General features: G+C 60.2%; 25 protein-coding genes. 12 read left to right on the forward strand and 13 right to left on the reverse strand.

Annotated features, from left to right (window positions below; genetic code table 11):
* Nucleotides 1-49: 49 nt before the first annotated feature.
* A complete protein-coding gene (locus RHM68_RS22230; protein ID WP_322219154.1) occupies nucleotides 50-841 on the reverse strand; it encodes a YfaP family protein in 792 nt (263 codons plus the stop codon).
* A gap of 417 nt (nucleotides 842-1,258) precedes the next feature.
* Between RHM68_RS22230 and RHM68_RS22235 the strand changes: the two genes are divergently transcribed.
* The 6 genes from RHM68_RS22235 (at nucleotide 1,259) to RHM68_RS22260 (ending at nucleotide 8,056) form a co-directional block, all read left to right on the forward strand.
* On the forward strand, nucleotides 1,259-1,717 hold the full coding sequence (locus RHM68_RS22235; protein WP_322219155.1) for an ATP-binding protein: 459 nt from the start codon (nucleotides 1,259-1,261) through the stop codon (nucleotides 1,715-1,717).
* Nucleotides 1,671-2,204 carry an AAA family ATPase gene (locus RHM68_RS22240; RefSeq protein WP_322219156.1) on the forward strand — a complete coding sequence of 178 codons (534 nt, stop codon included), beginning with the start codon at nucleotides 1,671-1,673 and terminating at the stop codon, nucleotides 2,202-2,204. Before RHM68_RS22235 ends, RHM68_RS22240 begins: the two co-directional genes overlap by 47 nt.
* Nucleotides 2,205-2,904: 700 nt before the next feature.
* The gene (locus RHM68_RS22245; RefSeq protein WP_007894317.1) at nucleotides 2,905-3,147 is read left to right on the forward strand and encodes an exodeoxyribonuclease VII small subunit; all 243 of its coding nucleotides are present in this window, start codon (nucleotides 2,905-2,907) and stop codon (nucleotides 3,145-3,147) included.
* Nucleotides 3,144-4,031, forward strand: coding sequence for a farnesyl diphosphate synthase (locus tag RHM68_RS22250; protein WP_322219157.1), 888 nt, complete (start codon nucleotides 3,144-3,146; stop codon nucleotides 4,029-4,031). Before RHM68_RS22245 ends, RHM68_RS22250 begins: the two co-directional genes overlap by 4 nt.
* A 92-nt stretch (nucleotides 4,032-4,123) precedes the next feature.
* The gene (dxs, locus tag RHM68_RS22255; protein ID WP_322219158.1) at nucleotides 4,124-6,022 is read left to right on the forward strand and encodes a 1-deoxy-D-xylulose-5-phosphate synthase; all 1,899 of its coding nucleotides are present in this window, start codon (nucleotides 4,124-4,126) and stop codon (nucleotides 6,020-6,022) included.
* A 150-nt stretch (nucleotides 6,023-6,172) separates the two neighbouring features.
* Entirely contained in the window at nucleotides 6,173-8,056 is a 1,884-nt protein-coding gene (locus RHM68_RS22260) for a TonB-dependent receptor domain-containing protein (protein ID WP_322219159.1), read from the forward strand.
* 7 nt (nucleotides 8,057-8,063) lie between these two features.
* Here RHM68_RS22260 and RHM68_RS22265 read toward each other — a convergent pair whose 3' ends face one another.
* The 11 genes from RHM68_RS22265 to nrdR all read right to left on the reverse strand — a co-directional run bounded on the left by RHM68_RS22265 (nucleotide 8,064) and on the right by nrdR (nucleotide 16,033).
* Nucleotides 8,064-8,864 carry a cobalamin-binding protein gene (locus RHM68_RS22265; protein WP_322219160.1) on the reverse strand — a complete coding sequence of 267 codons (801 nt, stop codon included), beginning with the start codon at nucleotides 8,862-8,864 and terminating at the stop codon, nucleotides 8,064-8,066.
* Nucleotides 8,864-9,283, reverse strand: a complete 420-nt coding sequence (locus RHM68_RS22270) for an MFS transporter (protein WP_322219161.1) — start codon at nucleotides 9,281-9,283, stop codon at nucleotides 8,864-8,866. Before RHM68_RS22270 ends, RHM68_RS22265 begins: the two co-directional genes overlap by 1 nt.
* A complete protein-coding gene (gene ribA / locus RHM68_RS22275) occupies nucleotides 9,280-9,897 on the reverse strand; it encodes a GTP cyclohydrolase II (RefSeq protein ID WP_322219162.1) in 618 nt (205 codons plus the stop codon). The genes RHM68_RS22270 and ribA overlap by 4 nt, the downstream gene beginning before the upstream one ends.
* Nucleotides 9,898-10,087: 190 nt before the next feature.
* The gene (locus RHM68_RS22280; RefSeq protein ID WP_322219163.1) at nucleotides 10,088-10,591 is read right to left on the reverse strand and encodes a phosphatidylglycerophosphatase A; all 504 of its coding nucleotides are present in this window, start codon (nucleotides 10,589-10,591) and stop codon (nucleotides 10,088-10,090) included.
* The gene (gene thiL, locus RHM68_RS22285) at nucleotides 10,588-11,553 is read right to left on the reverse strand and encodes a thiamine-phosphate kinase (RefSeq protein ID WP_322219164.1); all 966 of its coding nucleotides are present in this window, start codon (nucleotides 11,551-11,553) and stop codon (nucleotides 10,588-10,590) included. Before thiL ends, RHM68_RS22280 begins: the two co-directional genes overlap by 4 nt.
* Before the next feature lie 3 nt (nucleotides 11,554-11,556).
* Nucleotides 11,557-12,057: a transcription antitermination factor NusB gene (gene nusB / locus RHM68_RS22290; RefSeq protein WP_322219165.1), complete on the reverse strand. Its 501-nt coding sequence runs from the start codon at nucleotides 12,055-12,057 to the stop codon at nucleotides 11,557-11,559.
* Nucleotides 12,054-12,530, reverse strand: coding sequence for a 6,7-dimethyl-8-ribityllumazine synthase (gene ribE, locus RHM68_RS22295; protein ID WP_003185938.1), 477 nt, complete (start codon nucleotides 12,528-12,530; stop codon nucleotides 12,054-12,056). Before ribE ends, nusB begins: the two co-directional genes overlap by 4 nt.
* 91 nt (nucleotides 12,531-12,621) lie before the next feature.
* Nucleotides 12,622-13,713 (reverse strand): bifunctional 3,4-dihydroxy-2-butanone-4-phosphate synthase/GTP cyclohydrolase II, encoded by a 1,092-nt coding sequence (gene ribBA, locus RHM68_RS22300; protein WP_322219166.1) that lies wholly within the window; start codon nucleotides 13,711-13,713, stop codon nucleotides 12,622-12,624.
* A 16-nt stretch (nucleotides 13,714-13,729) separates the two neighbouring features.
* Nucleotides 13,730-14,392, reverse strand: coding sequence for a riboflavin synthase (locus RHM68_RS22305; RefSeq protein WP_322219167.1), 663 nt, complete (start codon nucleotides 14,390-14,392; stop codon nucleotides 13,730-13,732).
* A 46-nt stretch (nucleotides 14,393-14,438) separates the two neighbouring features.
* Complete coding sequence (ribD, locus tag RHM68_RS22310) at nucleotides 14,439-15,572, reverse strand: bifunctional diaminohydroxyphosphoribosylaminopyrimidine deaminase/5-amino-6-(5-phosphoribosylamino)uracil reductase RibD (protein WP_322219168.1); 1,134 nt, start codon at nucleotides 15,570-15,572, stop codon at nucleotides 14,439-14,441.
* Nucleotides 15,569-16,033, reverse strand: a complete 465-nt coding sequence (gene nrdR, locus RHM68_RS22315) for a transcriptional regulator NrdR (protein ID WP_003228656.1) — start codon at nucleotides 16,031-16,033, stop codon at nucleotides 15,569-15,571. Before nrdR ends, ribD begins: the two co-directional genes overlap by 4 nt.
* A gap of 127 nt (nucleotides 16,034-16,160) precedes the next feature.
* Here nrdR and RHM68_RS22320 point away from each other — a divergent pair, with 127 nt between their 5' ends.
* The 3 genes from RHM68_RS22320 (at nucleotide 16,161) to trxA (ending at nucleotide 18,251) form a co-directional block, all read left to right on the forward strand.
* Complete coding sequence (locus RHM68_RS22320) at nucleotides 16,161-16,625, forward strand: hypothetical protein (RefSeq protein WP_322219169.1); 465 nt, start codon at nucleotides 16,161-16,163, stop codon at nucleotides 16,623-16,625.
* The gene (locus RHM68_RS22325) at nucleotides 16,622-17,278 is read left to right on the forward strand and encodes a class I SAM-dependent methyltransferase (RefSeq protein ID WP_322219170.1); all 657 of its coding nucleotides are present in this window, start codon (nucleotides 16,622-16,624) and stop codon (nucleotides 17,276-17,278) included. The genes RHM68_RS22320 and RHM68_RS22325 overlap by 4 nt, the downstream gene beginning before the upstream one ends.
* Nucleotides 17,279-17,378: 100 nt before the next feature.
* Nucleotides 17,379-18,251 (forward strand): thioredoxin, encoded by an 873-nt coding sequence (trxA, locus tag RHM68_RS22330; protein WP_322219171.1) that lies wholly within the window; start codon nucleotides 17,379-17,381, stop codon nucleotides 18,249-18,251.
* On the opposite strand, the gene RHM68_RS22335 is transcribed toward trxA, so the two are convergent.
* The gene (locus RHM68_RS22335; RefSeq protein ID WP_322219172.1) at nucleotides 18,248-18,598 is read right to left on the reverse strand and encodes a hypothetical protein; all 351 of its coding nucleotides are present in this window, start codon (nucleotides 18,596-18,598) and stop codon (nucleotides 18,248-18,250) included. The genes trxA and RHM68_RS22335 overlap by 4 nt on opposite strands.
* 135 nt (nucleotides 18,599-18,733) lie before the next feature.
* Between RHM68_RS22335 and RHM68_RS22340 the strand changes: the two genes are divergently transcribed.
* From RHM68_RS22340 to RHM68_RS22350, 3 genes are all read left to right on the forward strand, one after another.
* Nucleotides 18,734-19,348: a DUF2796 domain-containing protein gene (locus RHM68_RS22340; RefSeq protein ID WP_322219173.1), complete on the forward strand. Its 615-nt coding sequence runs from the start codon at nucleotides 18,734-18,736 to the stop codon at nucleotides 19,346-19,348.
* 120 nt (nucleotides 19,349-19,468) lie between these two features.
* Complete coding sequence (locus tag RHM68_RS22345; protein WP_322219174.1) at nucleotides 19,469-20,179, forward strand: ABC transporter ATP-binding protein; 711 nt, start codon at nucleotides 19,469-19,471, stop codon at nucleotides 20,177-20,179.
* Between the two features lies 1 nt (nucleotide 20,180).
* Complete coding sequence (locus tag RHM68_RS22350) at nucleotides 20,181-21,446, forward strand: ABC transporter permease (protein WP_322219175.1); 1,266 nt, start codon at nucleotides 20,181-20,183, stop codon at nucleotides 21,444-21,446.
* The last annotated feature ends 4 nt before the right edge of the window (nucleotides 21,447-21,450 follow it).

Genomic DNA, 21,450 nt, shown 5'->3' on the forward strand with positions numbered 1-21,450 from the left:
TCACGCTCATGTTCCCAAAGCTCAGCAATTCATCCGTGAGGCGGGATGCTTAATAGTTGAAAGTCTTGACCAGCAGCAGATCACCGATGGCCCGCAGGGGCACGATGAAGGTCTCGCGTTTTTCGTCGACGGTGTTTTCGTTAAGCACCAGGTTGATCTGCGAGGTAATCACCTCGTTCTGGTTACTGTGCTCATCGAAGTTATAGCCTTCGCTGCCGAAGTTGCCCCAATAGTTCACATAAACCAGATAGGTGCCATGCATCGGCGCGGTCATGGTGAACATTTCCGGGCCGGGGCCATCGACACCGTCCGGGTCCAGACCGCCGCCATTGGTCAACGCCGTGTGGGCGAAGAACGCGTGCTGGCCGTCGGGAGTAATGATGTGCAAGTCGAGTTCGGCTTTGGGATCGTCCCAGCCCAGCACCACACGAATCCGCGCCGGAGTTCGCAGGGTGTTGGCTTCATAGAATTGAACGCGCTTGAGCGATTTACCCTCGGCACTGCGCACTTCGACGCTGTTGGAACCAGCGCCAAACGCATACGGCCGGGCAAAGCGCCCTTGCTCGTCGGTGTACAGGTTCAGCGGATTACCGTTGACCGCCAGCGTGTGAGGCCCGCGTTGCGTGCCGATGGCCTTGAGCTGGCCTTCGATCATCGTGCGATTGCGCTGCACGCCCCGGTCGATGGGCGGTGTGGGATAGGCCACTTGAGGGTATTCACTGCGGTCCAGTAAACCGTTATAACGCCAGCCGCCCACCGGCTCCGACAGCTCGGCCGCAGGCGCTGCCCACGCAACCTGGGCGCAAACCAGCAGTATCAGCAGTGAAAGAAAAAAACGCATGTGAGGCCTCCTGCCCTGCATCACTAAACCTTGCGCCCGGTCCTCGGCGCGTGACAGATAAAAAACGGCGTTTAGTCAGAAAGACCCGTGATCGCACGGGTCGTAGAAGGCGCGAAGGTTAGCTATTCGGCAGTTTTTTAACAATCAGATAGATCTGGATTTGTGGTGAGAGTCACGGCGAATGTCAGGCGCGAGCTGAATAGCGGGGTTATTCGGCTCACGAAATGAGCCGAATAGGATCAGTATTCGGCTTAGTGACTCTGGTGCGCCCAAATTCATGGCGCCACACCGGGTCTGGGACGGAGGCGCAGGCCATTCGTTTTTCAACAAAGATTTCGACTGAAGCTCAATCCCGTCTCATGGTCAACTACGGCCCTAAATACGCTGGCAAGTGCGCAAAGAACCAGAGGTAAGTCCGTGATACTGCAAAAACTGAAACTCAAGGATTTCCGTCGATTCGAGGACATTGAAATCGACTTTCATCCTGAACTGACGGTAATTGCCGCACGAAACGGGCAAGGCAAAACCACGATTCTGGAGGCCATTGCCACCGCTCTCGGCCCTTTTGTTGGCGCATTTGACATGGGGAAGTCCAAGCACATCGAGCGCACGGATGCCCGCTATGTTCGTTTAGGCAATAGTTTTGAAAATGAGCAGCGATTCCCGGTCATTATTGATGCCGCTCTGGAAGCACCGGACATTAAGTGGCAGCGGGCACTGCACGGCCCGAAAAGTCGCACTACTACAAAAGAAGCAGCGCCAACTCGCCATGTTTCATCAAGACCACGGTCTCTTACCGCTCAGCCTGTTGAGCGATGGCGTAAGGGCCATGATTTCGCTTACAACCGACATGGCCTTGCGCTGCAGCCGCCTTAATGGGCACTTCAAGGAGCAAGCCTCTCTACTGACAAAAGGGATTGTCTTGATCGATGAAGTGGAACTGCATCTGCATCCGGCCTGGCAGCAGCAAGTCATAGCGTCTTTGCGCAGGGCCTTTCCAAAAATTCAATTCATTCTCAGCACCCATAGCCCCCAGGTACTGACAACCGTCAACCGCGAACAGATTCGGGTCATTTACAGGCAAGAGGACACCTGGATTGCAGAGCGCCCCAAAATGAGCCCCCTTGGGCAAGAAGCCGGAGATGCTCTTGCAGGCATTATGGAAGTGCCTGAGCGTCCAGACATTCCAATTACAGAGACGGCTAACGCCTATGAACAATTCGCCCGAGACGGTGAAGCTGATAAGCCACAGGCAAAGGAATTGAAAGCAGAACTCGACAAAGCCGGCTATCAAATTCCAAAAATCGAAGCCGAACTTTGGGATTTTCTTGCTGAGCATGCCGAGAGCCAAAAGAATGATTGAGCTGATTCATGCTCCCGTTCCGGCTGAAGCGAGCAAAGCATTATCGGACTACGCCGCTGCCGCTCCCGGAGCAGGGCCGAACGAGTTCGATACACTGGCTTTTCTTCCGTATAAAAAATCGTCAAAGCCTCCCACCATCAAACCCAGGAAGGTTTGTGCGCCTACTGCGAGACATCATTACAGGCTGACAAAGGCCAGGTGGAACATATAAAGCCCAAAGGAGGAAAAAGGCTCATCCGCACCTGACGTTCGATTACACAAACTACGCGCACGGCTGCATTAGCAATAATTCGAAAACCTGCGGCCAAAAAAGGGGTCGGAAATTCTGCCTATCGTGCCAAGACCCGGCTGCAATGTTTTTTTTCGATATCTACAAAGGGAAACCTAAGCCCAGCACCGACGCTTTCAGATGCCGACAAACAACGAGTAAGTGAAACAATCCGAATACTCGGGCTTCAGCACCCTCCGCTCGTCCTTGAGCGAAAGAAAATGATCGACGCACTGTTGGAAGTGAAAGCAAAAATGCCTGCCCTTGCACCGCTATATCTAAGCACCAGAGAGTTTCGGCACATCCTCAAGCGCCTTTAAAACGTAGCCAGATAGAAACCTGCATACAGCATCTCCATCGGTCCGCGCGTTGCTGACAACCCCCATGTCTGCTAGTGTCGCGCCGGTTTAACGTCAACCGGAAATAGCCGCCATGGCCCGCAAAAAAGCTGCACTGGATTTCGAACAATCCCTCGCTGACCTGCAAACACTGGTCGAGCGACTGGAGAACGGCGAGTTGTCGCTGGAAGACTCGCTGACGGCTTTCGAGCAAGGCATCGGTCTGACCCGCGATTGCCAGGCGGCGCTGGCCCAGGCAGAGCAAAAGGTTCAAGTGCTGCTCGAGCGTGATGGCGAGCTGGCCGAGGAACCCTTTGACGCGGATCAGCCCGAATGATTGCTGCCTATTCGGCGACCAGCCAGGCCAGGGTTAACGCAGCATTGCAAACCCTGTTCAACGCGCCAGGCCCCGAACTCGCCCGTCTCTATGAGGCCATGCGCTATAGCGTTATGAACGGCGGCAAGCGTGTGCGTCCGCTGCTGGCTTATGCCGCGTGCGAAGCGCTGGGCGGCAAGGCTGAACAGGCCAATGGCGCGGCGTGCGCTGTGGAGCTGATTCACGCCTATTCCCTGGTGCATGACGACTTACCGGCCATGGACGACGATGATCTGCGTCGCGGCCAGCCCACCACCCACAAAAAATTCGATGAGGCCTGTGCGATCCTCGCCGGCGACGGCTTGCAGAGCCTGGCCTTCAGCGCCCTGCTCGACTCGCGCCTGAGCACCTTGGATGCGCAAATCAGCTTGCAGATGGTCAGCGCCCTGGCGCTGGCAGCCGGCCCGGCGGGCATGGTCGGCGGCCAGGCCATCGACCTCGGTTCCGTCGGTTTGAAGCTCGATCAAAAAGCCCTTGAGTACATGCACCGGCACAAGACCGGTGCCTTGATCGAGGTCAGCGTCAAACTCGGCGCCCTGGCCAGCGGCCGTGCCGAAAAGGACGAGCTGAAGTCTTTGCAGACCTATGCCCAAGCCGTTGGCCTGGCGTTTCAGGTGCAGGACGATATTCTCGACGTCGAAAGTGATACTGAAACCCTCGGCAAACGCCAAGGCGCCGATATCGCTCGGGACAAACCCACTTACCCGGCCTTACTCGGCCTCGATGCCGCCAAGACCTATGCCTTGGAACTGCGCGATCAGGCCCTGCATGCACTGCGACCGTTTGACGCGGCAGCCGAGCCCCTGCGCGACCTGGCCCGCTACATTGTCGAGCGCCGCAGCTAAGTGACTCACGCTCAAGTTCAGACCAACGCGTGGGCATGGGGCGATGCATCAGGTAAACTGCCGCCTCTTCTATACCTATAACGATTCGCCTGATGCCCACGACGTTTCATGAGATTCCCCGCAAGCGCCCGACCACGCCCCTGCTCGACCGTGCTAACACGCCGGACGGCCTGCGCCGGTTAGGCGAAGCCGAGCTGGAAACCCTGGCTGATGAGTTGCGCCTGGAGTTGCTCTACACGGTCGGTCAGACCGGCGGGCATTTCGGTGCCGGCCTGGGCGTCATTGAGCTGACCATCGCGTTGCATTACGTTTTCGACACCCCGGACGACCGGTTGGTGTGGGACGTGGGTCATCAGGCCTATCCGCACAAAATCCTCACCGGCCGTCGCGAGCGCATGAGCACGCTGCGCCAGAAGGACGGCGTGGCCGCTTTCCCGCGTCGCGCCGAGAGCGAGTACGACACCTTCGGTGTTGGCCATTCCAGCACCTCGATCAGTGCGGCACTGGGCATGGCCATTGCGTCGCGCCTGCAAAACAGTGATCGCAAGGCAATTGCCGTGATCGGTGACGGCGCGTTGACCGCCGGCATGGCCTTCGAGGCGCTGAACCATGCGCCGGAAGTGAACGCCAATATGCTGGTGATCCTCAACGACAACGACATGTCGATCTCGCGCAACGTTGGCGGGCTGTCGAACTACCTGGCGAAAATCCTGTCCAGCCGCACTTACGCGAGCATGCGTGAGGGCAGTAAAAAGGTCCTGTCGCGCTTGCCCGGCGCTTGGGAAATCGCTCGTCGTACCGAAGAATACGCAAAAGGCATGCTGGTCCCCGGCACGCTGTTCGAAGAGCTGGGCTGGAACTATATCGGTCCGATCGACGGCCACGACCTGCCGACCCTGATCGCCACGCTGCGCAACATGCGCGATCTAAAAGGCCCGCAGTTCCTGCACGTCGTTACCAAAAAAGGTAAAGGCTTCGCCCCCGCAGAAGTCGACCCGATCGGTTACCACGCCATCACTAAACTCGACCCCCTGGACGCTCCGGCCGCCGCGCCGAAGAAAGCCAGCGGGCCGAAGTACTCCGCGGTGTTCGGCGAGTGGCTGTGCAACATGGCCGCAGCCGACCCTCGTCTGGTGGGCATTACCCCGGCAATGAAAGAAGGCTCCGACTTGGTGGCCTTCAGCGAGCGCTTCCCGCTGCGCTATTTCGACGTGGCGATTGCCGAGCAGCACGCCGTGACCTTTGCCGCCGGCATGGCCTGCGAAGGCGCGAAACCGGTGGTCGCGATCTATTCGACGTTCCTGCAACGCGGTTACGACCAGCTGGTGCATGACGTGGCAGTGCAAAACCTCGACGTGCTGTTCGCCATCGACCGCGCTGGCCTGGTGGGCGAAGACGGCCCAACGCACGCCGGCAGCTTCGACCTGTCGTTCCTGCGCTGCATCCCCGGCATGCTGGTGATGACCCCGAGCGATGAAAACGAACTGCGCAAAATGCTCACCACCGGTTACCTCTACAACGGTCCGGCGGCGGTGCGTTACCCACGCGGTACGGGGCCGAATGCGCACATCGACAACGACCTGCAACCGATCGAAATCGGCAAAGGCGTGGTTCGCCGCCAAGGCAGCAAAGCCGCCCTGCTGGTATTCGGCGTGCAACTGGCCGAGGCGCTAAAAGTCGCCGAAACGCTGGACGCGACGGTCGTCGACATGCGTTTCGTCAAACCGCTGGATGAAGCACTGGTTCGTGAAATTGCTGGCAGCCACGATTTACTGGTGACCATCGAAGAGAACGCAATCATGGGCGGGGCCGGGGGCGCTGTCAGCGAATTCCTCGCGAGGGAAAACATCCTTAAGTCAGTGCTGCACCTGGGCCTGCCAGATGCCTACGTCGAACACGCCAAGCCTGGACAAATGTTGGCCGAATGCGGACTGGACGAGGCAGGGATCGAAGCGGCAGTGCGTGAACGCCTGCAACGGCTTAACCTCTAAACCCCGGCCCCATGAAACACCCCTTGTGGGAGCGAGCCTGCTCGCGAAAGCGGTGTGTCAGTCAACGACGATGTTGACTGACACACCGTCATCGCGAGCAGGCTCGCTCCCACAGTTGATTTGCGCTCCCAAAATGCCAATGGACTGCCAATGAACCTCGCCCGCCTCGCCCTGACGCTGACCCTTCTGCCATCCGCCAACGCCTTCGCCGAGACCTTCGAGCGCGATCAGGCGCTGAAACTGCCGGAAATGCTGATCAGCGCCAACCGCCAGGTCGAAGCACGCAATGACAGCAGCGCCGCCAACACCGTGTTCACCCGTGAAGACATCGACCGTCTGCAACCGAGCAGCGTCACTGACCTGCTGCGCCGCGTGCCAGGAGTGCAAGTGACGCAAAGCGGCGGCCGTGGCAGCCTGCCGGGAATTTACATCCGCGGCACCCAATCGGCGCAAAGCCTGGTGCTGGTCGATGGCCAGCGAATCGGCAACGCCACCTCCGGCGACAGTAACCTGCAACACATCAACATCGAACAGGTCGAACGCGTGGAAGTGCTGCGTGGATCGCGTGCGGTGATTTATGGCAGCGATGCAATTGGCGGGGTGATCCAGATTTTCACCCGTCGCGGCGCCGAACAGGGTTTGCAGCCGCGGATGCACGTAGGATTTGGTAGCAACCAGACCTGGGAGCGCAGCCTCGGGTTGTCCGGTGGCGACGACAACACGCGCTTTAATCTCGGCGCCAGCCTTGATGAAACCGCCGGGATCAATCGTACCCACGAGTCCTATCCCAGCGACGGCGATCACGACGCGTATCGCAATAAGTCCATGAGCTTGAGCCTGAGCCATGCCCTGAGCGACGACGTCGAAATCGGCGCCAATCTGCTGGATAACCGTGGCAAAAGCGAATTCGACAACCCGTTCGGGCGCTTCGATACGAGTACGCTCACCTCGGTCCAGCAGCGGCCCTACAGCGATTACGACGTCAGCAGCGTCAGCAGTTACGTCGATGCGCGAATCAACGACCGGTGGAACACCCGCGTTGAGCTCGGCCACAGCGAAAATCGCGAGACGACCCTCGATCAGCTCAGCGACGAACGCAGCGTGTTCAACACCTACCGCAATTCGCTGAACTGGCAGAACGACCTGACGTTGAATGCGCGCAACAACCTGATCCTGGGCGGCGATTGGTACGAAGACCGGATCAACAGCAGCACGCCGTTCGAGAAGGACAGTCGTTGGAATCGCGCAGCGTTTATCCAGCACCGCTATCAGGCTGAACACTTCTCCACCGAACTGGGCCTGCGTCGCGACCAGAACCAGCAATTTGGCGGCCAGAACAGCTGGAGCGGCACGTTCACCCTGCCGCTGAACCCGGAAAACGACGTGCTACTGACCTACAGCGAAGGTTTCCGTGCGCCGACGTTCAACGACCTGTACTACCCGGACTTCAGCAACCCGGACCTGAAACCCGAAACCTCGAAGAGTTATGAAGTGCAATGGCGCAGTCAATTGACCGAGCACAGTCGCCTGGAAGCTTCGCTGTATCGCACTGATCTGAAAGACGCGATTATTTTCGGCAGCAACAACCGCCCGCAGAATATCGCCTCGGCGCGAATCAACGGCTTCGAAGCGGCACTCAAACAGGAAGTGTTCGGCTGGCAGAGCAACCTCGGCGTAGCAATCATCGACCCCAGAGATCGCGACAGCGGCCATACCCTCGCCCGCCGCGCACGGCGCACGTTGAGTCTGGATCTTGATCGGCAGTTTGATCGACTGGGGCTGGGGGCCAGCTGGCAGGCCGTCAGCAGCAGCTATGACGATGTGGGCAATCGTCAGCCATTGGCGGGCTATGCATTGCTCGGGCTACGCAGCAGTTGGGCGCTGAATCGGCAGGTGAAGCTGGAGCTTAAGGTCGACAACCTGCTGGACAAGGATTACAGCCGGACGCTGTACAGCTACGACGGTAATCAGTACGGGTATCGCGAGGAGGGACGGGCGTGGATGTTTGGGGTGAGCTGGACACCGCCGCTATAGCCCTCGGTCAGCGTGATGGTGCGATGAGTTGGCACAGTTTGGCGGTCGCCTCGATCATCTGCCCGCTCGGGCGCTCAAGGCCTTTGTCGGCCACCTGCAATAATCGCCCCTGCGCCACCGCTGTCACCTGTGGCCAGGCCTTCCACGCGTCCAACTGCGCCTGATTACCGGCCAGAATCACCTCGGGATTACGCTGCAACACAGCCTCGATACTGACCTGCGGCGCAGGCAAGGCCAGGTCGGCAAACACATTGCGCGCCCCGCACACCGCCAGCGCATCGCTGATGATCTGCCCACCTCCGACGGTGTACAGCGGCTGATCCCAGACTTGATAGAACACGCGTAACGGCACCTCACGCTGATAGCGCTGGCGCAAGGCATTCAGTTTCTGTTGCAGATGCGCTGCCAACGTCATGCCGCGTGCGGGTCGCCCGAGTAGCGCGGCAATGGCTTCAATCTGCGCGGTGAGTTGTTCGAGGCGGTGCGGCTCGGCGACATAGGTGGGGATGTTCAGTTGCTTGAGCTGATCGCGCTGCGCCGGGCCGACGCTGCCGGGCCAAAGCAGTAACAGGTCAGGTTTCAGGCTCAGGAGCCGCTCCATGTCCAATTGGCCATAACGGCCCACGGAGGGGATGTCCTTGAGCTCGACAGGTCGCTCACCGGCATCCAGCACACCGACCAACAGGTCTGCCGAGTCCAGCTCGATAACGATTTCAGAGAGCGACGGCGCGAGGCTGACCACGCGCTGGACGGCAAAAGCCGAACCGCTGACGGCCAGCAGTAACAGCGCCAGCCAACGTCGGCGCATTAGCCGAGTTGACGCGGAATACGATAGAGGTAGAACAGCACCGCGGTAGAAAGCGCCAGCAACACCAGCGGCACCGCTTCAAGACCGACGAAGACCGCCAGCGCACCAGTCCACGCCGGCAGGCCTGCGACCAGAAGCGCTACGCGACGCTTCGCGGCCAGGGCGATCCAGGCGGCCGGCTCTTCAGGGGTATCGAGGGCTTTCTGAGTGGCGATCAGTGCATGTTTGTAGCTGCCGAAAAACTTCAGGCTGACAAACATCGACGCCACACCCGCGATGAACAACGGCATCGCCAGCACCGGCAGAATCGCCTCACTCTGGCCAAACACACCGTTGATCACGAACAGCGGCAACAAGGCCAGCGCCAGGTATTGCCACCAGTTGACGGACAGTCGCCGCCGCACTTGGCCGCGAGTCACGCGCGATCGGCCTCGCCCTGATGCTCGTTCCCCATCATGTGGTCGAGCTTGCTGGCCTTGGTGGCCAAATAGAGTTTGTTGTGTGGGTTTTGCCCCGTGTGCAGCGGCACGCGCTCGGCGACCACGATCCCCATGTCGGTCAAGGCTTTGACCTTGCGCGGGTTGTTGGTCATCAGCCGCAGGGATTTAACGCCCAGGTGTTCAAGCATCGGCAGGCACATCGCGTAGTCGCGCTGGTCAGCGGCGAAACCCAGACGCTCGTTGGCTTCAACGGTGTCGGCGCCGCCGTCCTGAAGCGCATAGGCGCGGATTTTGTTCAGCAGGCCAATACCACGACCTTCCTGACGCAGGTACAGCAATACGCCACGACCTTCACGGGCGATGGCCTTTAGCGCGGCCTCAAGCTGTGACCCGCAATCGCAACGCTGGCTGAACAAGGCATCGCCCGTCAGGCACTCGGAGTGCAACCGGCCGAGTACCGGGGCACCGTCGGCGAACTCACCCAGACTCAGCACCACGTGCTCGCGCCCGTTTTCCTCATCGAGAAACCCGTGCATGGTGAATTGCGCAAAAGGCGTTGGCAGCTTGGAAGCGGCGACAAAAACGACAGGCACCGGTGTGCTCCTGATCAATAGGTACTGGAGATTCGCAGAGGCGGCATTGTAACAGCACGTTCCTACAGACGCTTAGGCTGAATTATGGGGGATAACAATCAGAAAGTTTGATCAACGGCCTGCCATCCCCCGCCCAAAACAGGGCGCAGGATTGACCGTCGTCAGCGCACGGGCAGTCCCTGTTGAGCCGTCAAGCGACGAGCAGCACCAACCCTTGCATCGCCAGCCACGCAAACACCCCGGCCAATACGTCATCGAGCATGATCCCGACGCCGCCGTGAACGTGCCGGTCGATCCAGCGAATTGGCCATGGTTTGAGGATGTCGAAGAAGCGGAACATCAGAAAACCCACCACCAGCCAGTACCAGCCTGCGGGCACCAGCCACAGGGTGATCCACATCCCGACCATCTCGTCCCAGACGATGCCTTCGTGATCGTGAACGCGTAAGTCGTCGGCTACTTTGCCGCACAGCCAGAAGCCGAACAGCATGGTGATGCCCAGCATCAGCCAGTAGCCCCAGTCAGGCAACATCTGCCATAACGGAATAAAGGGCAGCGCGACCAGAGAGCCCCACGTGCCTGGAGCCTTCGGCAAGGTGCCCGAGCCGAAGCCAAACGCCAGGAAATGCCATGGATTGCGCCAAACCGACGGCGGTACGAATTCCGCCGGGGTCTGTTTGGGGTGATCTGTCATGGTGTCTCCCGAAAATGTTGATAGCCCCGTGTTTGCGGGGTGATGTCTTGCCCAAAAGCGTCCAGCAGCACAACGCCCTGCCCTGTCACGACACGCCCGACCACATGAATTGGCCAGCCATCCGCCAGCAGTGGCGGCAATTCGAAGGACGGTAAGGTGAAGGCCAGCACATAATCGTCACCACCGCTCAGGGCGGCGTCTTCAGCGCCCGATTGACCGAGAAATGCGACTAACGCCTTCGACACAGGCAGCTTACTCCGCTCAACCTGAATGCCGACCTTCGAGGCGAGCGCAATATGCCCGCAATCGGCGAGCAAGCCGTCGGAGATATCCAGCGCCGAGGTGGCTTTACCTCGCAGCGCGCTCCCCAAACCCAGTTGCGGTTGCGGCGACCAGTAATGGGCCAGCAGTGGATCGGCGATGCTCGCTTCGGCGGTCCGCTGACCGAGTACCAGAGGCAGGGCCCCGGCGGCATTGCCCAGCTCACCGCCGACACACAGCAAGTCGCCCGGCTGCGCGCCACTTCGGGTCAACGCCTTGCCGACCGGCACCCGACCCAATACGGTCATCGTCAAGCTCAGCGGCCCACGGGTGGTGTCGCCGCCCACCAACGCTACGCCACAGCGCTGTGCCATGACGTTCAAACCACGGGCGTAGGCGTCCAGCCACTCGGCGGTCACCGTCGGCAAGGTCAGGGCAAGGGTAAAGGCAACGGGGGTGGCGCCCATGGCGGCCAGGTCACTGATGGCAACAGCCAGCGAACGCTGACCGAGCAAAAACGGGTCGCAGGGGTCTGCGAAATGCACACCGGCCACCAAGGTGTCGGTGGAAATAGCCAACTGTTCCCCCAAAGGAACAGTCAGCAAGGCGCAGTCATCGCCGATCCCCAGTGCAACGCCCTCGCCGCCCTGCGCACAAGGCGCGGCAGCGAAGAAATTGCGGATCAGCTCAAACTCGCCCATGGCTCAGCGCTTGAACGCCTTCACCTCAGCTTCACGCAGACGCGGGGCCAGCTTGTCGAGCACACCGTTGACGAACTTGTGGCCGTCGGTGGAACCGAAGACTTTGGCCAGCTCGATACCTTCGTTGATCACAACGCGGTACGGCACATCGACCCGCTTGAGCAGTTCCCAGGTGGACAGGCGCAGAACGGCCAGTTCAACCGGATCAAGCTCTTCAATGGTGATGTCCAGGCACGGGCTCAGCACCGCATCGATCTCAGGCTTGTGGGCCGGAACACCGTGCAGGATGTCGTGGAAGTACGCCGCATCGACATCACTGAAATCGTTATCGACCCGGAACTGCGCTTCGATCTCGTTCAGCGACTGCTTGGCCATGTGCCATTGGTACAGCGCTTGAGTCGCTAGCTGACGGGCTTCGCGACGCTTGACGCTTTTCGATGGCTTGCCGGCATCCGCTGGCTTTGGATCGCGCGGGTTGAAACGATCACTTTCGTCGCTAATCACTTGGCCTCCAACTGCGCCAGCAGGCTGACCATTTCCAGAGCGGACAAGGCAGCTTCAGCACCTTTGTTGCCGGCCTTGGTGCCGGAACGTTCGATGGCTTGCTCGATGGAATCAACGGTCAGTACGCCGAAAGCGACCGGTACGCCAAACTCCATGGACACCTGGGCCAAGCCCTTGGTGCATTCGCCCGCCACGTATTCGAAGTGCGGAGTACCGCCACGAATGACCGCGCCCAGGGCGATAATTGCCGCGTATTCGCCCTTCTGAGCGACTTTCTGCGCAACCAGCGGGATTTCGAAGGCGCCAGGCGCACGGATGATGGTGATGTCGCTTTCGCTCACGCCATGGCGAACCAGGGCATCAACTGCACCGCTGACCAGACTTTCAACAACGAAGCTGTTGAAGCGGCCCACTACCAGAGCGTAGCGGCCTTTGGGGGCGATGAAGGTACCTTCGATGGTCTTCAGGGTCATTCGTTAGATCTCTTAAAGAGCCGGGATGCGTTTTCTACGCATCCCTCAGTGATGTGTTAACCGCGAATCAAGGACTGGAAACAACCGGTCATTATTCGGAGGGCACGTATTCTACAACTTCCAGATCGAAACCGGATATCGCATTAAATTTCATCGGCGCACTCATCAGGCGCATTTTGCGCACACCGAGGTCGCGAAGGATCTGCGAACCGGCACCGACGATGCTGTAAGTGGTCGGCTTTTTCACGGGTAATTGCTCCGTGGTTTCACGGATGTGCGCCAACAAGACGTCGCCGTCGAGCGGGTGACCGAGCAACAGCACCACGCCGCTACCCGCCTCGGCGACCTTGGCCATGGCGGCACGCAGGCTCCAGCGGCCCGGTTGCTTGACCATCAGCAGGTCGCGCAGCGGGTCCATGTTGTGTACACGAACCAGGGTCGGTTCTTCTGCGCACACAGTGCCCAGGGTCAACGCCATGTGTACGTCGCCCTCCACGGAATCGCGATAGGTCACCAGGTTGAATTGGCCCAGTTCGCTGTCCAGCGGCTGCTCGGCAATCCGCTGAACGGTACGTTCGTGGATCATCCGGTAGTGAATCAGGTCGGCAATAGTGCCGATCTTGATGTTGTGTTGGGCGGCAAACGCTTCAAGTTCCGTGCGACGGGACATGGTGCCGTCGTCGTTCATCACTTCGCAGATCACGCCGCTCGGCTCGAAACCGGCCATGCGTGCAAGGTCGCACGCTGCTTCGGTGTGACCGGCGCGGGCCAACGTGCCGCCGGCCTGGGCCATCAGCGGGAAGATGTGGCCTGGGCTGACGATGTCTTCTGCTTTGGCGTCCTTGGCGGCAGCCGCTTGCACGGTGCGAGCGCGGTCAGCAGCAGAAATACCGGTGGTCACGCCTTCAGCGGCTTCAATGGACACGGTGAACTTGGTGCCGAAACCGGAACCGTTGCGCGGCGCCATCAAGGGCAGCTTCAGCAGTTCGCAGCGTTCGCGGCTCATGGGCATGCAAATCAGGCCACGGGCGTGCTTGGCCATGAAGTTGATGTGTTCCGGCTGGCAGCATTCGGCGGCCATGATCAGATCACCTTCGTTCTCGCGATCTTCGTCATCCATGAGGATGACCATCTTGCCTTGGCGGATATCTTCAACCAGTTCTTCGATGCTATTGAGCGCCACAAGGCACCCCCTTGGGTCAGGATTTGAGGTAGCCATTAGCGGCCAGAAAGCTTTCGGTGATGTTCCCGGACGTTGGCTCTGCGGCCTTATCGCCCAGCAACAGGCGCTCCAGGTAACGTGCCAGCAAGTCAACTTCGAGGTTCACCCGGCGACCTGGCTGGTAGGACGCCATGATGGTTTCGCTCAGGGTGTGCGGAATGATCGTCAGCATGAATTCAGCGCCATCGACCGCGTTCACGGTCAGGCTGGTGCCGTCGACGGTGACTGAGCCTTTATGGGCGATGTACTTGGCGAGGTCTTTCGGCGCGCGGATGCGAAACTCCACCGCGCGGGCATTTTCGGAACGGGCAACCACTTCGCCCACGCCATCAACGTGACCGCTGACCAGGTGCCCACCCAGACGCGTGGTCGGGGTCAGGGCTTTTTCCAGGTTGACCGGGCTACCGCTTTTGAGGTCATTCATGGCGGTGCAGTCGAGGGTTTCGCGACTGACGTCTGCCGCAAAGCCGTTGCCAGGCAACTCAACGGCGGTCAGGCACACGCCGTTGACCGCGATGCTGTCGCCCAGTTTGACGTCGCTCAGGTCGAGCTTGCCGGTGTCTACATAGACCCGCACATCTCCGCCTTTTGGGGTCAATGCACGAATACTGCCGATGGATTCGATGATGCCGGTAAACATGAAGTCCTCCTCGAGAACAGGGCTGTCGCTTGGCGCAAGCCGGGAATTATACGCTCGCTGCTGGCACAGGTATGGCGATGACTCGCCAGTCATCGCCAACCGCGCGAATTTCAGTGATTTTGAGTTCGGGCGCGTCTTTCATGTGCGCCAGCGGCCAGTCCAACAAGGGGCGCGCAGACGAGCCTAAAAACTTGCCGGCGATGAAAATCTGAAACTCATCCACCAGACCTTGTTGGGCAAACGCCCCAGCCAAGCGAGGACCGGCCTCGACCAGTACCTCGTTGACCCCACGATGGGCGAGTTCGACCAGCAGTTTGCGCAGGTCGACCACGCCATCATCACCGGCCACGATCAAGCATTCCGGGCCGTTGGCGTATTGCTCTTCGACAGCCATGCAGGTCGCAACCAACACCGGGCCGGCCTTGAAAAACGGCGCATCCAGCGGCACTCGCAAACGGCCGTCAATCAGCACCCGCAGCGGCGGACGACTCATGATGAGCGCTGTTTGCTCGGGGTCCAGGCCTAACTCGTCGGCGCGCACGGTCAAGCGCGCGTTGTCTGCCAGCACCGTATCGGCGCCGGTCAGTACCACACTGGCCTGAGCACGCAGCCGCTGCACCGCCGAGCGCGCCGCCGGGCCGGTGATCCACTGGCTTTCGCCGCTGTCCATCGCCGTGCGGCCATCCAGGCTCATGGCCAGTTTGACGCGCACGAACGGCAAGCCGTGCTCCATGCGCTTGAGGAAACCTTGGTTGAGCAGGCGCGCCTCGCCTTCCAGCACACCGCTTGCAGTGGTAATACCGGCTTGGGCCAGACGCGCCATGCCGCGACCGGCCACCGACGGGTTCGGGTCCTGCATGGCGGCAACCACGCGGGCGACACCGGCATTCACCAGCGCATCGGCACAGGGCGGCGTATGGCCGTGGTGGCTGCAAGGTTCGAGGGTCACATACGCCGTGGCGCCCCGAGCCAATTCCCCGGCCGCACGCAAGGCATGGACTTCGGCATGAGGTTCACCGGTGCGCACATGCCAGCCTTCGCCGACGATCTGCCCGTCACGCACGATCACGCAGCCGACCCTCGGATTGGGGTGCGTCGTGTAGTGACCTTTACGCGCCAGTTCCAGGGCACGGGCCATGTAGTGCGCGTCGAGGATGGCTTGTTCTGGGGAGGGGATCATTCTTTCACCGGCTCACGGGCCAGGCGATCGATCTCTTCACGGAACTCGTTGAGGTCCTGAAAGCGCCGATACACGGAGGCGAAACGAATGTAGGCGACTTCGTCGAGCTTTTGCAGCTCGGCCATCACCAGTTCACCGACCACGAGTGATTTGACCTCACGTTCGCCGGTGGCGCGCAGTTTGTGCTTGATGTGTACCAGCGACGACTCCAGGCGCTCGACACTCACCGGGCGCTTTTCCAGCGCTCGCTGCATGCCGGCACGCAGTTTTTCTTCGTCGAACGGCTGACGGCTACCGTCAGTTTTGATCAGGCGCGGCAACACCAGTTCGGCGGTCTCGAACGTTGTAAAACGTTCGCCGCAGGCCAGGCATTCACGCCGGCGGCGCACCTGTTCGCCCTCGGCGACCAGACGCGAGTCGATGACCTTGGTGTCGTTGGCACCGCAGAAGGGACAGTGCATGGTGGCAGGCAACAAAAAAAGGGAGGGCCATGGTAGCGCATCCCGGTGGCAAGACAAGCCATAGGGTTTACGGTATATAGACGGGCTAGTGTCCTGATCTATGGATTTCACCTTGCTGGAGCCGCAAATGTCACTCAGACCGCTCGTATTGCTCAGTCTTTTCAGCCTATTGGTGGCCTGCGGCAGCGGTGCGCCCAAGCCCCAACCTCCAGCGCCAGGCCCGGCACCGCAAGAGGCGGTAAAAAAAGCCCGCGAGTCGGCTAACCTTGGCCCACTGCCCGCGTATCAGCGTGAGTTGAGCGGCACGATGCAAGGCGTTCCGACCGGCGCCGAAGTCGAACTGGCAATGTTGGTGATTGACGAAAAAGGCCGGCCGCAACAACTGCTGGCCAGTTCCAGCCTGATCGGCACCAATCAAGCCTTGCCATTTCGCCTGCGCTTCAATCCGGAGTCCTTCCCGGCAGGCGCACGCGTTGAACTGCGTGGCCGCGCCACTCAATCGGGGCAGTTGATTCTGCACCTGCCGCCGCAACGCATCGCACAACCGACTACCCAGGCGATGGGCCAGCTGCAATTTGTCAAAGCGCCATGAATGCACCGCTCGGCCTGCAACAGCCGTTAAGTGAATTGCTCGGTGATGCGCAGTTGATTGCACGTGACTTACCGGGAACTGACCTCAAGCTGTGGCTGATCGACGGCGACAACATGGACCGAGCCTTCAACCCTGAAGAAACCCGGCGGATTCTGCATGACCCGCCGTACTGGAGTTTCTGCTGGGCCAGTGGGCTGGCGGTGGCACGTTATCTGACGGCTTTTCCGGAGTGGGTCAAAGGTAAGCGCGTGCTGGATTTCGGCGCCGGTTCCGGGGTCGCCGCAATAGCCGCCATGAAGGCCGGCGCAGTGGAAGTGGTGGCTTGCGACCTCGACCCGCTGGCCATTACCGCATGTCGGGCGAATGCTCAACTCAATGACGTTCACCTCAATTACTCGACGGACTTCTTTGCCGAGGACGATCGGTTTGATCTGATTCTGGTCGCGGATGTGCTGTATGACCGGGCGAACCTGCCGTTGTTCGATGAGTTTTTGAGTCGTGGCCGGGAAGCACTGGTGGCGGATTCGCGGGTTCGGGATTTTCGGCATCCGCTGTACCGGCGTATCGAGATGCTCGAGGCGATGACCTTGCCCGATCTGGCCGAGCCCGAAGAGTTTCGGCATGTGAGCCTTTACCATGCCACTCGCCCATGACCGCTACCACGCTGCGCGTGGGAACGATCTGCGCTACCGCTTCCGGCGGCACCCCGCCAAGCCTTATAGTGGCCCCATTCACGCTTTCAAGAGATCCCCCATGAGTCAGGAAACGCCGTACATCTTCGACGCCACAACTGCCGATTTCGAGCAGTCGGTGATTGCTAACTCTTTCCACAAACCGGTGCTGGTGGATTTCTGGGCCGAATGGTGTGCGCCGTGCAAAGCGATGATGCCGATGCTGCAAACCGTCGCCCAGAGTTATCAGGGCGAGCTGCTGCTGGCCAAGGTCGATTGCGAAGCCGAATCAGACATCGTCGCGCGTTTCGGCATTCAGAGCCTGCCAACGGTGGTGTTGTTCAAGGACGGTCAACCGGTGGATGGTTTTGCCGGTGCGCAACCGGAGTCCGCCGTGCGCGCGATGCTTGAACCTCACGTGCAAATGCCGCCGCCGGCAGCTGCCGATCCGTTCGAACAGGCTCAGGCTTTGTTCGATGAAGGCCGTTTCGCCGACGCCGAAGCCATTCTCAAAGTGCTGCGGGGCGAAGACAACACCAACGCCAAAGCGCTGATCCTGTATGCCCGTTGCCTGACTGAACGTGGTGAGTTGGGCGAAGCGCAAAGCGTGCTCGACGCGGTCAAGACCGACCAGCACAAGGCGGCCCTGGCCGGTGCCAAGGCGCAGATTCAATTCCTCGGCCAGGCCAAGGATTTGCCGGATGCCGCCGACCTGAAAGCGCGCCTGGCGAAAGATCCACAGGACGATGAAGCGGTGTATCAACTGGCGATTCAGCAACTGGCCCGCCAGCAATACGAACCGGCGCTGGAGTCGCTGCTGAAGTTGTTCATCCGCAACCGCAGCTACAGCGAAGGCTTGCCGCACAAGACCTTGCTGCAAGTGTTCGAACTGCTGGGCAATGATCACCCGCTGGTCGCCGCGTACCGTCGTAAATTGTTTGCGGCGCTGTACTAAGCGACCTCGATCCAACTGTAGAGCGGTGTATCCCCGCCGCTCACCACTTTCACGTCCGCACAATGGCGTAAGCGCACCAGCAAGCGTTTGCCCGACGCCGCGCTGCCGGTCAGGCCTTCCAATTGCTCCAGCAAATCCGGACCGCTCAATTGCCCGGCCTTGCGCAACAGGTCTTTGGCGATCAGCCATAGCGCTTCATCCTGATTCAGTGGCTTGGCCACCGGGGCGCTGACTTCTTCGGTTTTGCTGACGTGCAACTGCGCGCCGAGCCGTGCCCAGTCACCGTCATCCATCTCGAGGGTCAAATCCACCGGCCAGTCGCCGATGCTTCCGCGTATTCGCAACATGGGTCTGCTCCTGCACATTTCTGGCCTGCATGCTCCCATGGCTCTTGTGCAACGCCAAGCAGACGGTCAAACTCTCGGCACTTTCGTTATAAGATCACATAACAAACCATTCACTTTACTTCCCGGAGAATTGCCATGCGCCGCCTGCTTCTCGCTCTGCCGTTTGCCCTGTTGCCGCTGGCCATCGCCCACGCTGCCGACGAACATGCTCACGATCACGATCATGAGCACGGCAGCCTTGGCGCCCACGAGCATGGCGTCGGTCGCCTGAACGCAGCGCTCGACGGTCAAACCCTGGAGCTGGAACTGGACAGCCCGGCGATGAACCTGGTGGGTTTCGAGCACGCCGCCAGCACCGACGCCGACAAGGCCAAAGTCGCCGCTGCCCGTGCCCGACTGGAAAACCCATTGGTGCTGTTCAACCTGCCCAAAGCCGCTGGTTGCGTCGTCGCGACGCAGCAACTGGAAAGCCCGCTGTTCGGCGACAAACCGGCGGCGGATGCCGACGAAGACGATGACCACGACGAAGACGCCAAGGAAGCTAACGGCCAACCCCACCACCACGAGCACAGCGAAATCCACGCCCATTATCAATTCAGTTGCTCGGCACCGGGCGCACTGAAGACCCTGGACCTGGCAACGATCTTCAATACCTTCCCGGCGACCCAGAAAATTCAGGTACAACTGATCAGCCCGAGCGGCCAGCAAGGGGTTGAAGTGACGGCCAAGGCTGCTGCCCTGAACTTCTGACCTATGGCAACGCCACTGTGCGAGCGCGCCTGCTGGCGAAAGCGCTCTGACCGTCAACATTGATGTTGAGGCTGACGGCGCGCTCCCACAGGGTTCACCTCTTTACCTGACCGGTTTCACATGACCCAAGCACTTATCGAACTGTCCGACCTGGGCTTCAACTGGCCCGGTCACCCGCCACTACTGGACATCCCGGCGTTTCGCCTGGAGCCTGGCGAAACCCTGTTTCTCAAAGGCCCCAGCGGCAGTGGCAAGACCACGCTGCTTGGCTTGCTTGGCGGCGTACAAAAACCCGAACGCGGCAGCATCCGCCTACTTGGCCAGGAGCTGACTGAACTGTCTGCCGGGGCTCGCGATCGGTTTCGGGTCGATCACACCGGCTACATCTTTCAGCAATTCAACTTGCTGCCGTTTCTCTCGGTGCGCGAGAACGTGGAGCTGCCCTGCCACTTTTCCAAACTGCGCGCCGAGCGGGCGATACAGCGCCACGGGAGCGTTGATCAAGCCGCCGCGACCCTGCTCGCTCACTTGGGCCTCAAAGATCAAAACCTGCTCAGCCGCCGCGCCGACTCCTTGTCCATCGGCCAGCAGCAACGGGTCGCCGCCGCCCGCGCGTTGATCGGTCAACCGGAACTGGTGATCGCCGACGAACCCACGTCAGCCCTGGACTACGACGCACGCGAAAACTTCATCCGCCTGCTGTTCGCCGAATGCCGCGAAGCCGGGTCGAGCCTGTTGTTCGTCAGCCACGACCAGAGCCTGGCGCCGCTGTTTGATCGCAACCTGTCGCTGGCCGAACTCAATCGTGCCGCTACCCCGTTCGAGGTCTGAGATGTATTTGTTTCGTCTAGCGCTGGCCAGTCTGGCCAACCGCCGCTTCACCGCGATCCTCACAGCATTCGCGATTGCGCTGTCGGTCTGCCTGTTATTGGCCGTTGAACGGGTGCGCACCGAAGCCAAGGCCAGTTTCGCCAGCACCATCAGCGGCACCGATTTGATCGTTGGCGCCCGTTCCGGCTCAGTAAACCTGCTGCTGTATTCGGTGTTTCGCATCGGCAACGCCACCAACAACATCCGTTGGGACAGCTTCGAACACTTCGCCAACGACCCGAAAGTGAAGTGGGCGATCCCGATGTCCCTTGGCGATTCCCATCGCGGTTATCGGGTGATGGGCACCACCGAGGCGTACTTCGAGCATTACCAGTACGGTCATCAACAACACCTGGAAATCGCCAACGGCCGGGCCTTCGCCACCGACCCGTTTGAAGTGGTGCTCGGCGCCGAAGTGGCGGATGCGTTGCACTACACACTCGGCGACAAACTGGTGCTGGCCCACGGCGTGGCGGTGATCAGCCTGGTCAAGCACGACGATAAGCCGTTCACCGTGGTCGGCATTCTCAAACGCACCGGCACGCCGGTCGATCGCACGTTGCACATCAGCCTCGGCGGCATGGAAGCGATCCACATCGACTGGCACAACGGCGTGCCCGCACAGGGCAAAGGCCGGATCAGCGCTGATCAGGCGCGCAATATGGACCTGACGCCGCAAGCGATCACCGCGTTCATGCTCGGCCTCAACAGCAAGATTTCGACCTTCGCCGTGCAGCGTGAGATCAACGAATTCCGTGGCGAACCGATGCTGGCGATCCTGCCGGGCGTAGCGTTGCAAGAGCTGTGGAGTTTGATGAGCACCGCTGAAAAAGCCCTGTTCGTGGTTTCGCTGTTCGTCGTGCTAACCGGGCTGATTGGTATGCTCACGGCCATTCTCACCAGCCTCAATGAACGACGGCGCGAGATGGCGATTCTGCGGTCAGTGGGTGCCCGGCCGTGGCACATTGCGACTTTGCTGATTCTGGAAGCGTTTGCCCTCGCGCTGTCGGGAGTGATTGCCGGCGTGGCCCTGCTTTACATCGGCATCGCGGCCGCTCAGGGTTACGTGCAGGCCAATTACGGCTTGTATTTGCCGCTGTCCTGGCCAAGCGAATATGAATGGACGCTGCTCGCCGGCATCCTGATCGCGGCCCTGCTGATGGGCTGCGTGCCGGCTTGGCGCGCATATCGCCAATCATTGGCTGATGGCCTATCGATCCGTTTATGAGGAC

Origin of the sequence: Pseudomonas sp. DC1.2, assembly GCF_034351645.1 — a bacterium.
GTDB lineage: Bacteria > Pseudomonadota > Gammaproteobacteria > Pseudomonadales > Pseudomonadaceae > Aquipseudomonas.

Bases quoted from the DNA above. Each gene is read 5' to 3' on its own strand.
- RHM68_RS22320 (WP_322219169.1), top strand. From the start codon at position 16,161: ATGTCACTCAGACCGCTCGTATTGCTCAGTCTTTTCAGCCTATTGGTG.
- RHM68_RS22265 (WP_322219160.1), bottom strand. From the start codon at position 8,864: ATGCGCCGACGTTGGCTGGCGCTGTTACTGCTGGCCGTCAGCGGTTCG.
- trxA (WP_322219171.1), top strand. From the start codon at position 17,379: ATGAGTCAGGAAACGCCGTACATCTTCGACGCCACAACTGCCGATTTC.
- RHM68_RS22345 (WP_322219174.1), top strand. From the start codon at position 19,469: ATGACCCAAGCACTTATCGAACTGTCCGACCTGGGCTTCAACTGGCCC.
- RHM68_RS22305 (WP_322219167.1), bottom strand. From the start codon at position 14,392: ATGTTTACCGGCATCATCGAATCCATCGGCAGTATTCGTGCATTGACC.
- RHM68_RS22260 (WP_322219159.1), top strand. From the start codon at position 6,173: ATGAACCTCGCCCGCCTCGCCCTGACGCTGACCCTTCTGCCATCCGCC.
- nrdR (WP_003228656.1), bottom strand. From the start codon at position 16,033: ATGCACTGTCCCTTCTGCGGTGCCAACGACACCAAGGTCATCGACTCG.
- thiL (WP_322219164.1), bottom strand. From the start codon at position 11,553: ATGGGCGAGTTTGAGCTGATCCGCAATTTCTTCGCTGCCGCGCCTTGT.
- dxs (WP_322219158.1), top strand. From the start codon at position 4,124: ATGCCCACGACGTTTCATGAGATTCCCCGCAAGCGCCCGACCACGCCC.
- RHM68_RS22240 (WP_322219156.1), top strand. From the start codon at position 1,671: ATGATTTCGCTTACAACCGACATGGCCTTGCGCTGCAGCCGCCTTAAT.
- RHM68_RS22325 (WP_322219170.1), top strand. From the start codon at position 16,622: ATGAATGCACCGCTCGGCCTGCAACAGCCGTTAAGTGAATTGCTCGGT.
- RHM68_RS22340 (WP_322219173.1), top strand. From the start codon at position 18,734: ATGCGCCGCCTGCTTCTCGCTCTGCCGTTTGCCCTGTTGCCGCTGGCC.
- RHM68_RS22350 (WP_322219175.1), top strand. From the start codon at position 20,181: ATGTATTTGTTTCGTCTAGCGCTGGCCAGTCTGGCCAACCGCCGCTTC.
- RHM68_RS22245 (WP_007894317.1), top strand. From the start codon at position 2,905: ATGGCCCGCAAAAAAGCTGCACTGGATTTCGAACAATCCCTCGCTGAC.
- ribD (WP_322219168.1), bottom strand. From the start codon at position 15,572: ATGATCCCCTCCCCAGAACAAGCCATCCTCGACGCGCACTACATGGCC.
- ribE (WP_003185938.1), bottom strand. From the start codon at position 12,530: ATGACCCTGAAGACCATCGAAGGTACCTTCATCGCCCCCAAAGGCCGC.
- RHM68_RS22250 (WP_322219157.1), top strand. From the start codon at position 3,144: ATGATTGCTGCCTATTCGGCGACCAGCCAGGCCAGGGTTAACGCAGCA.
- RHM68_RS22280 (WP_322219163.1), bottom strand. From the start codon at position 10,591: ATGACAGATCACCCCAAACAGACCCCGGCGGAATTCGTACCGCCGTCG.
- RHM68_RS22230 (WP_322219154.1), bottom strand. From the start codon at position 841: ATGCGTTTTTTTCTTTCACTGCTGATACTGCTGGTTTGCGCCCAGGTT.
- RHM68_RS22335 (WP_322219172.1), bottom strand. From the start codon at position 18,598: ATGTTGCGAATACGCGGAAGCATCGGCGACTGGCCGGTGGATTTGACC.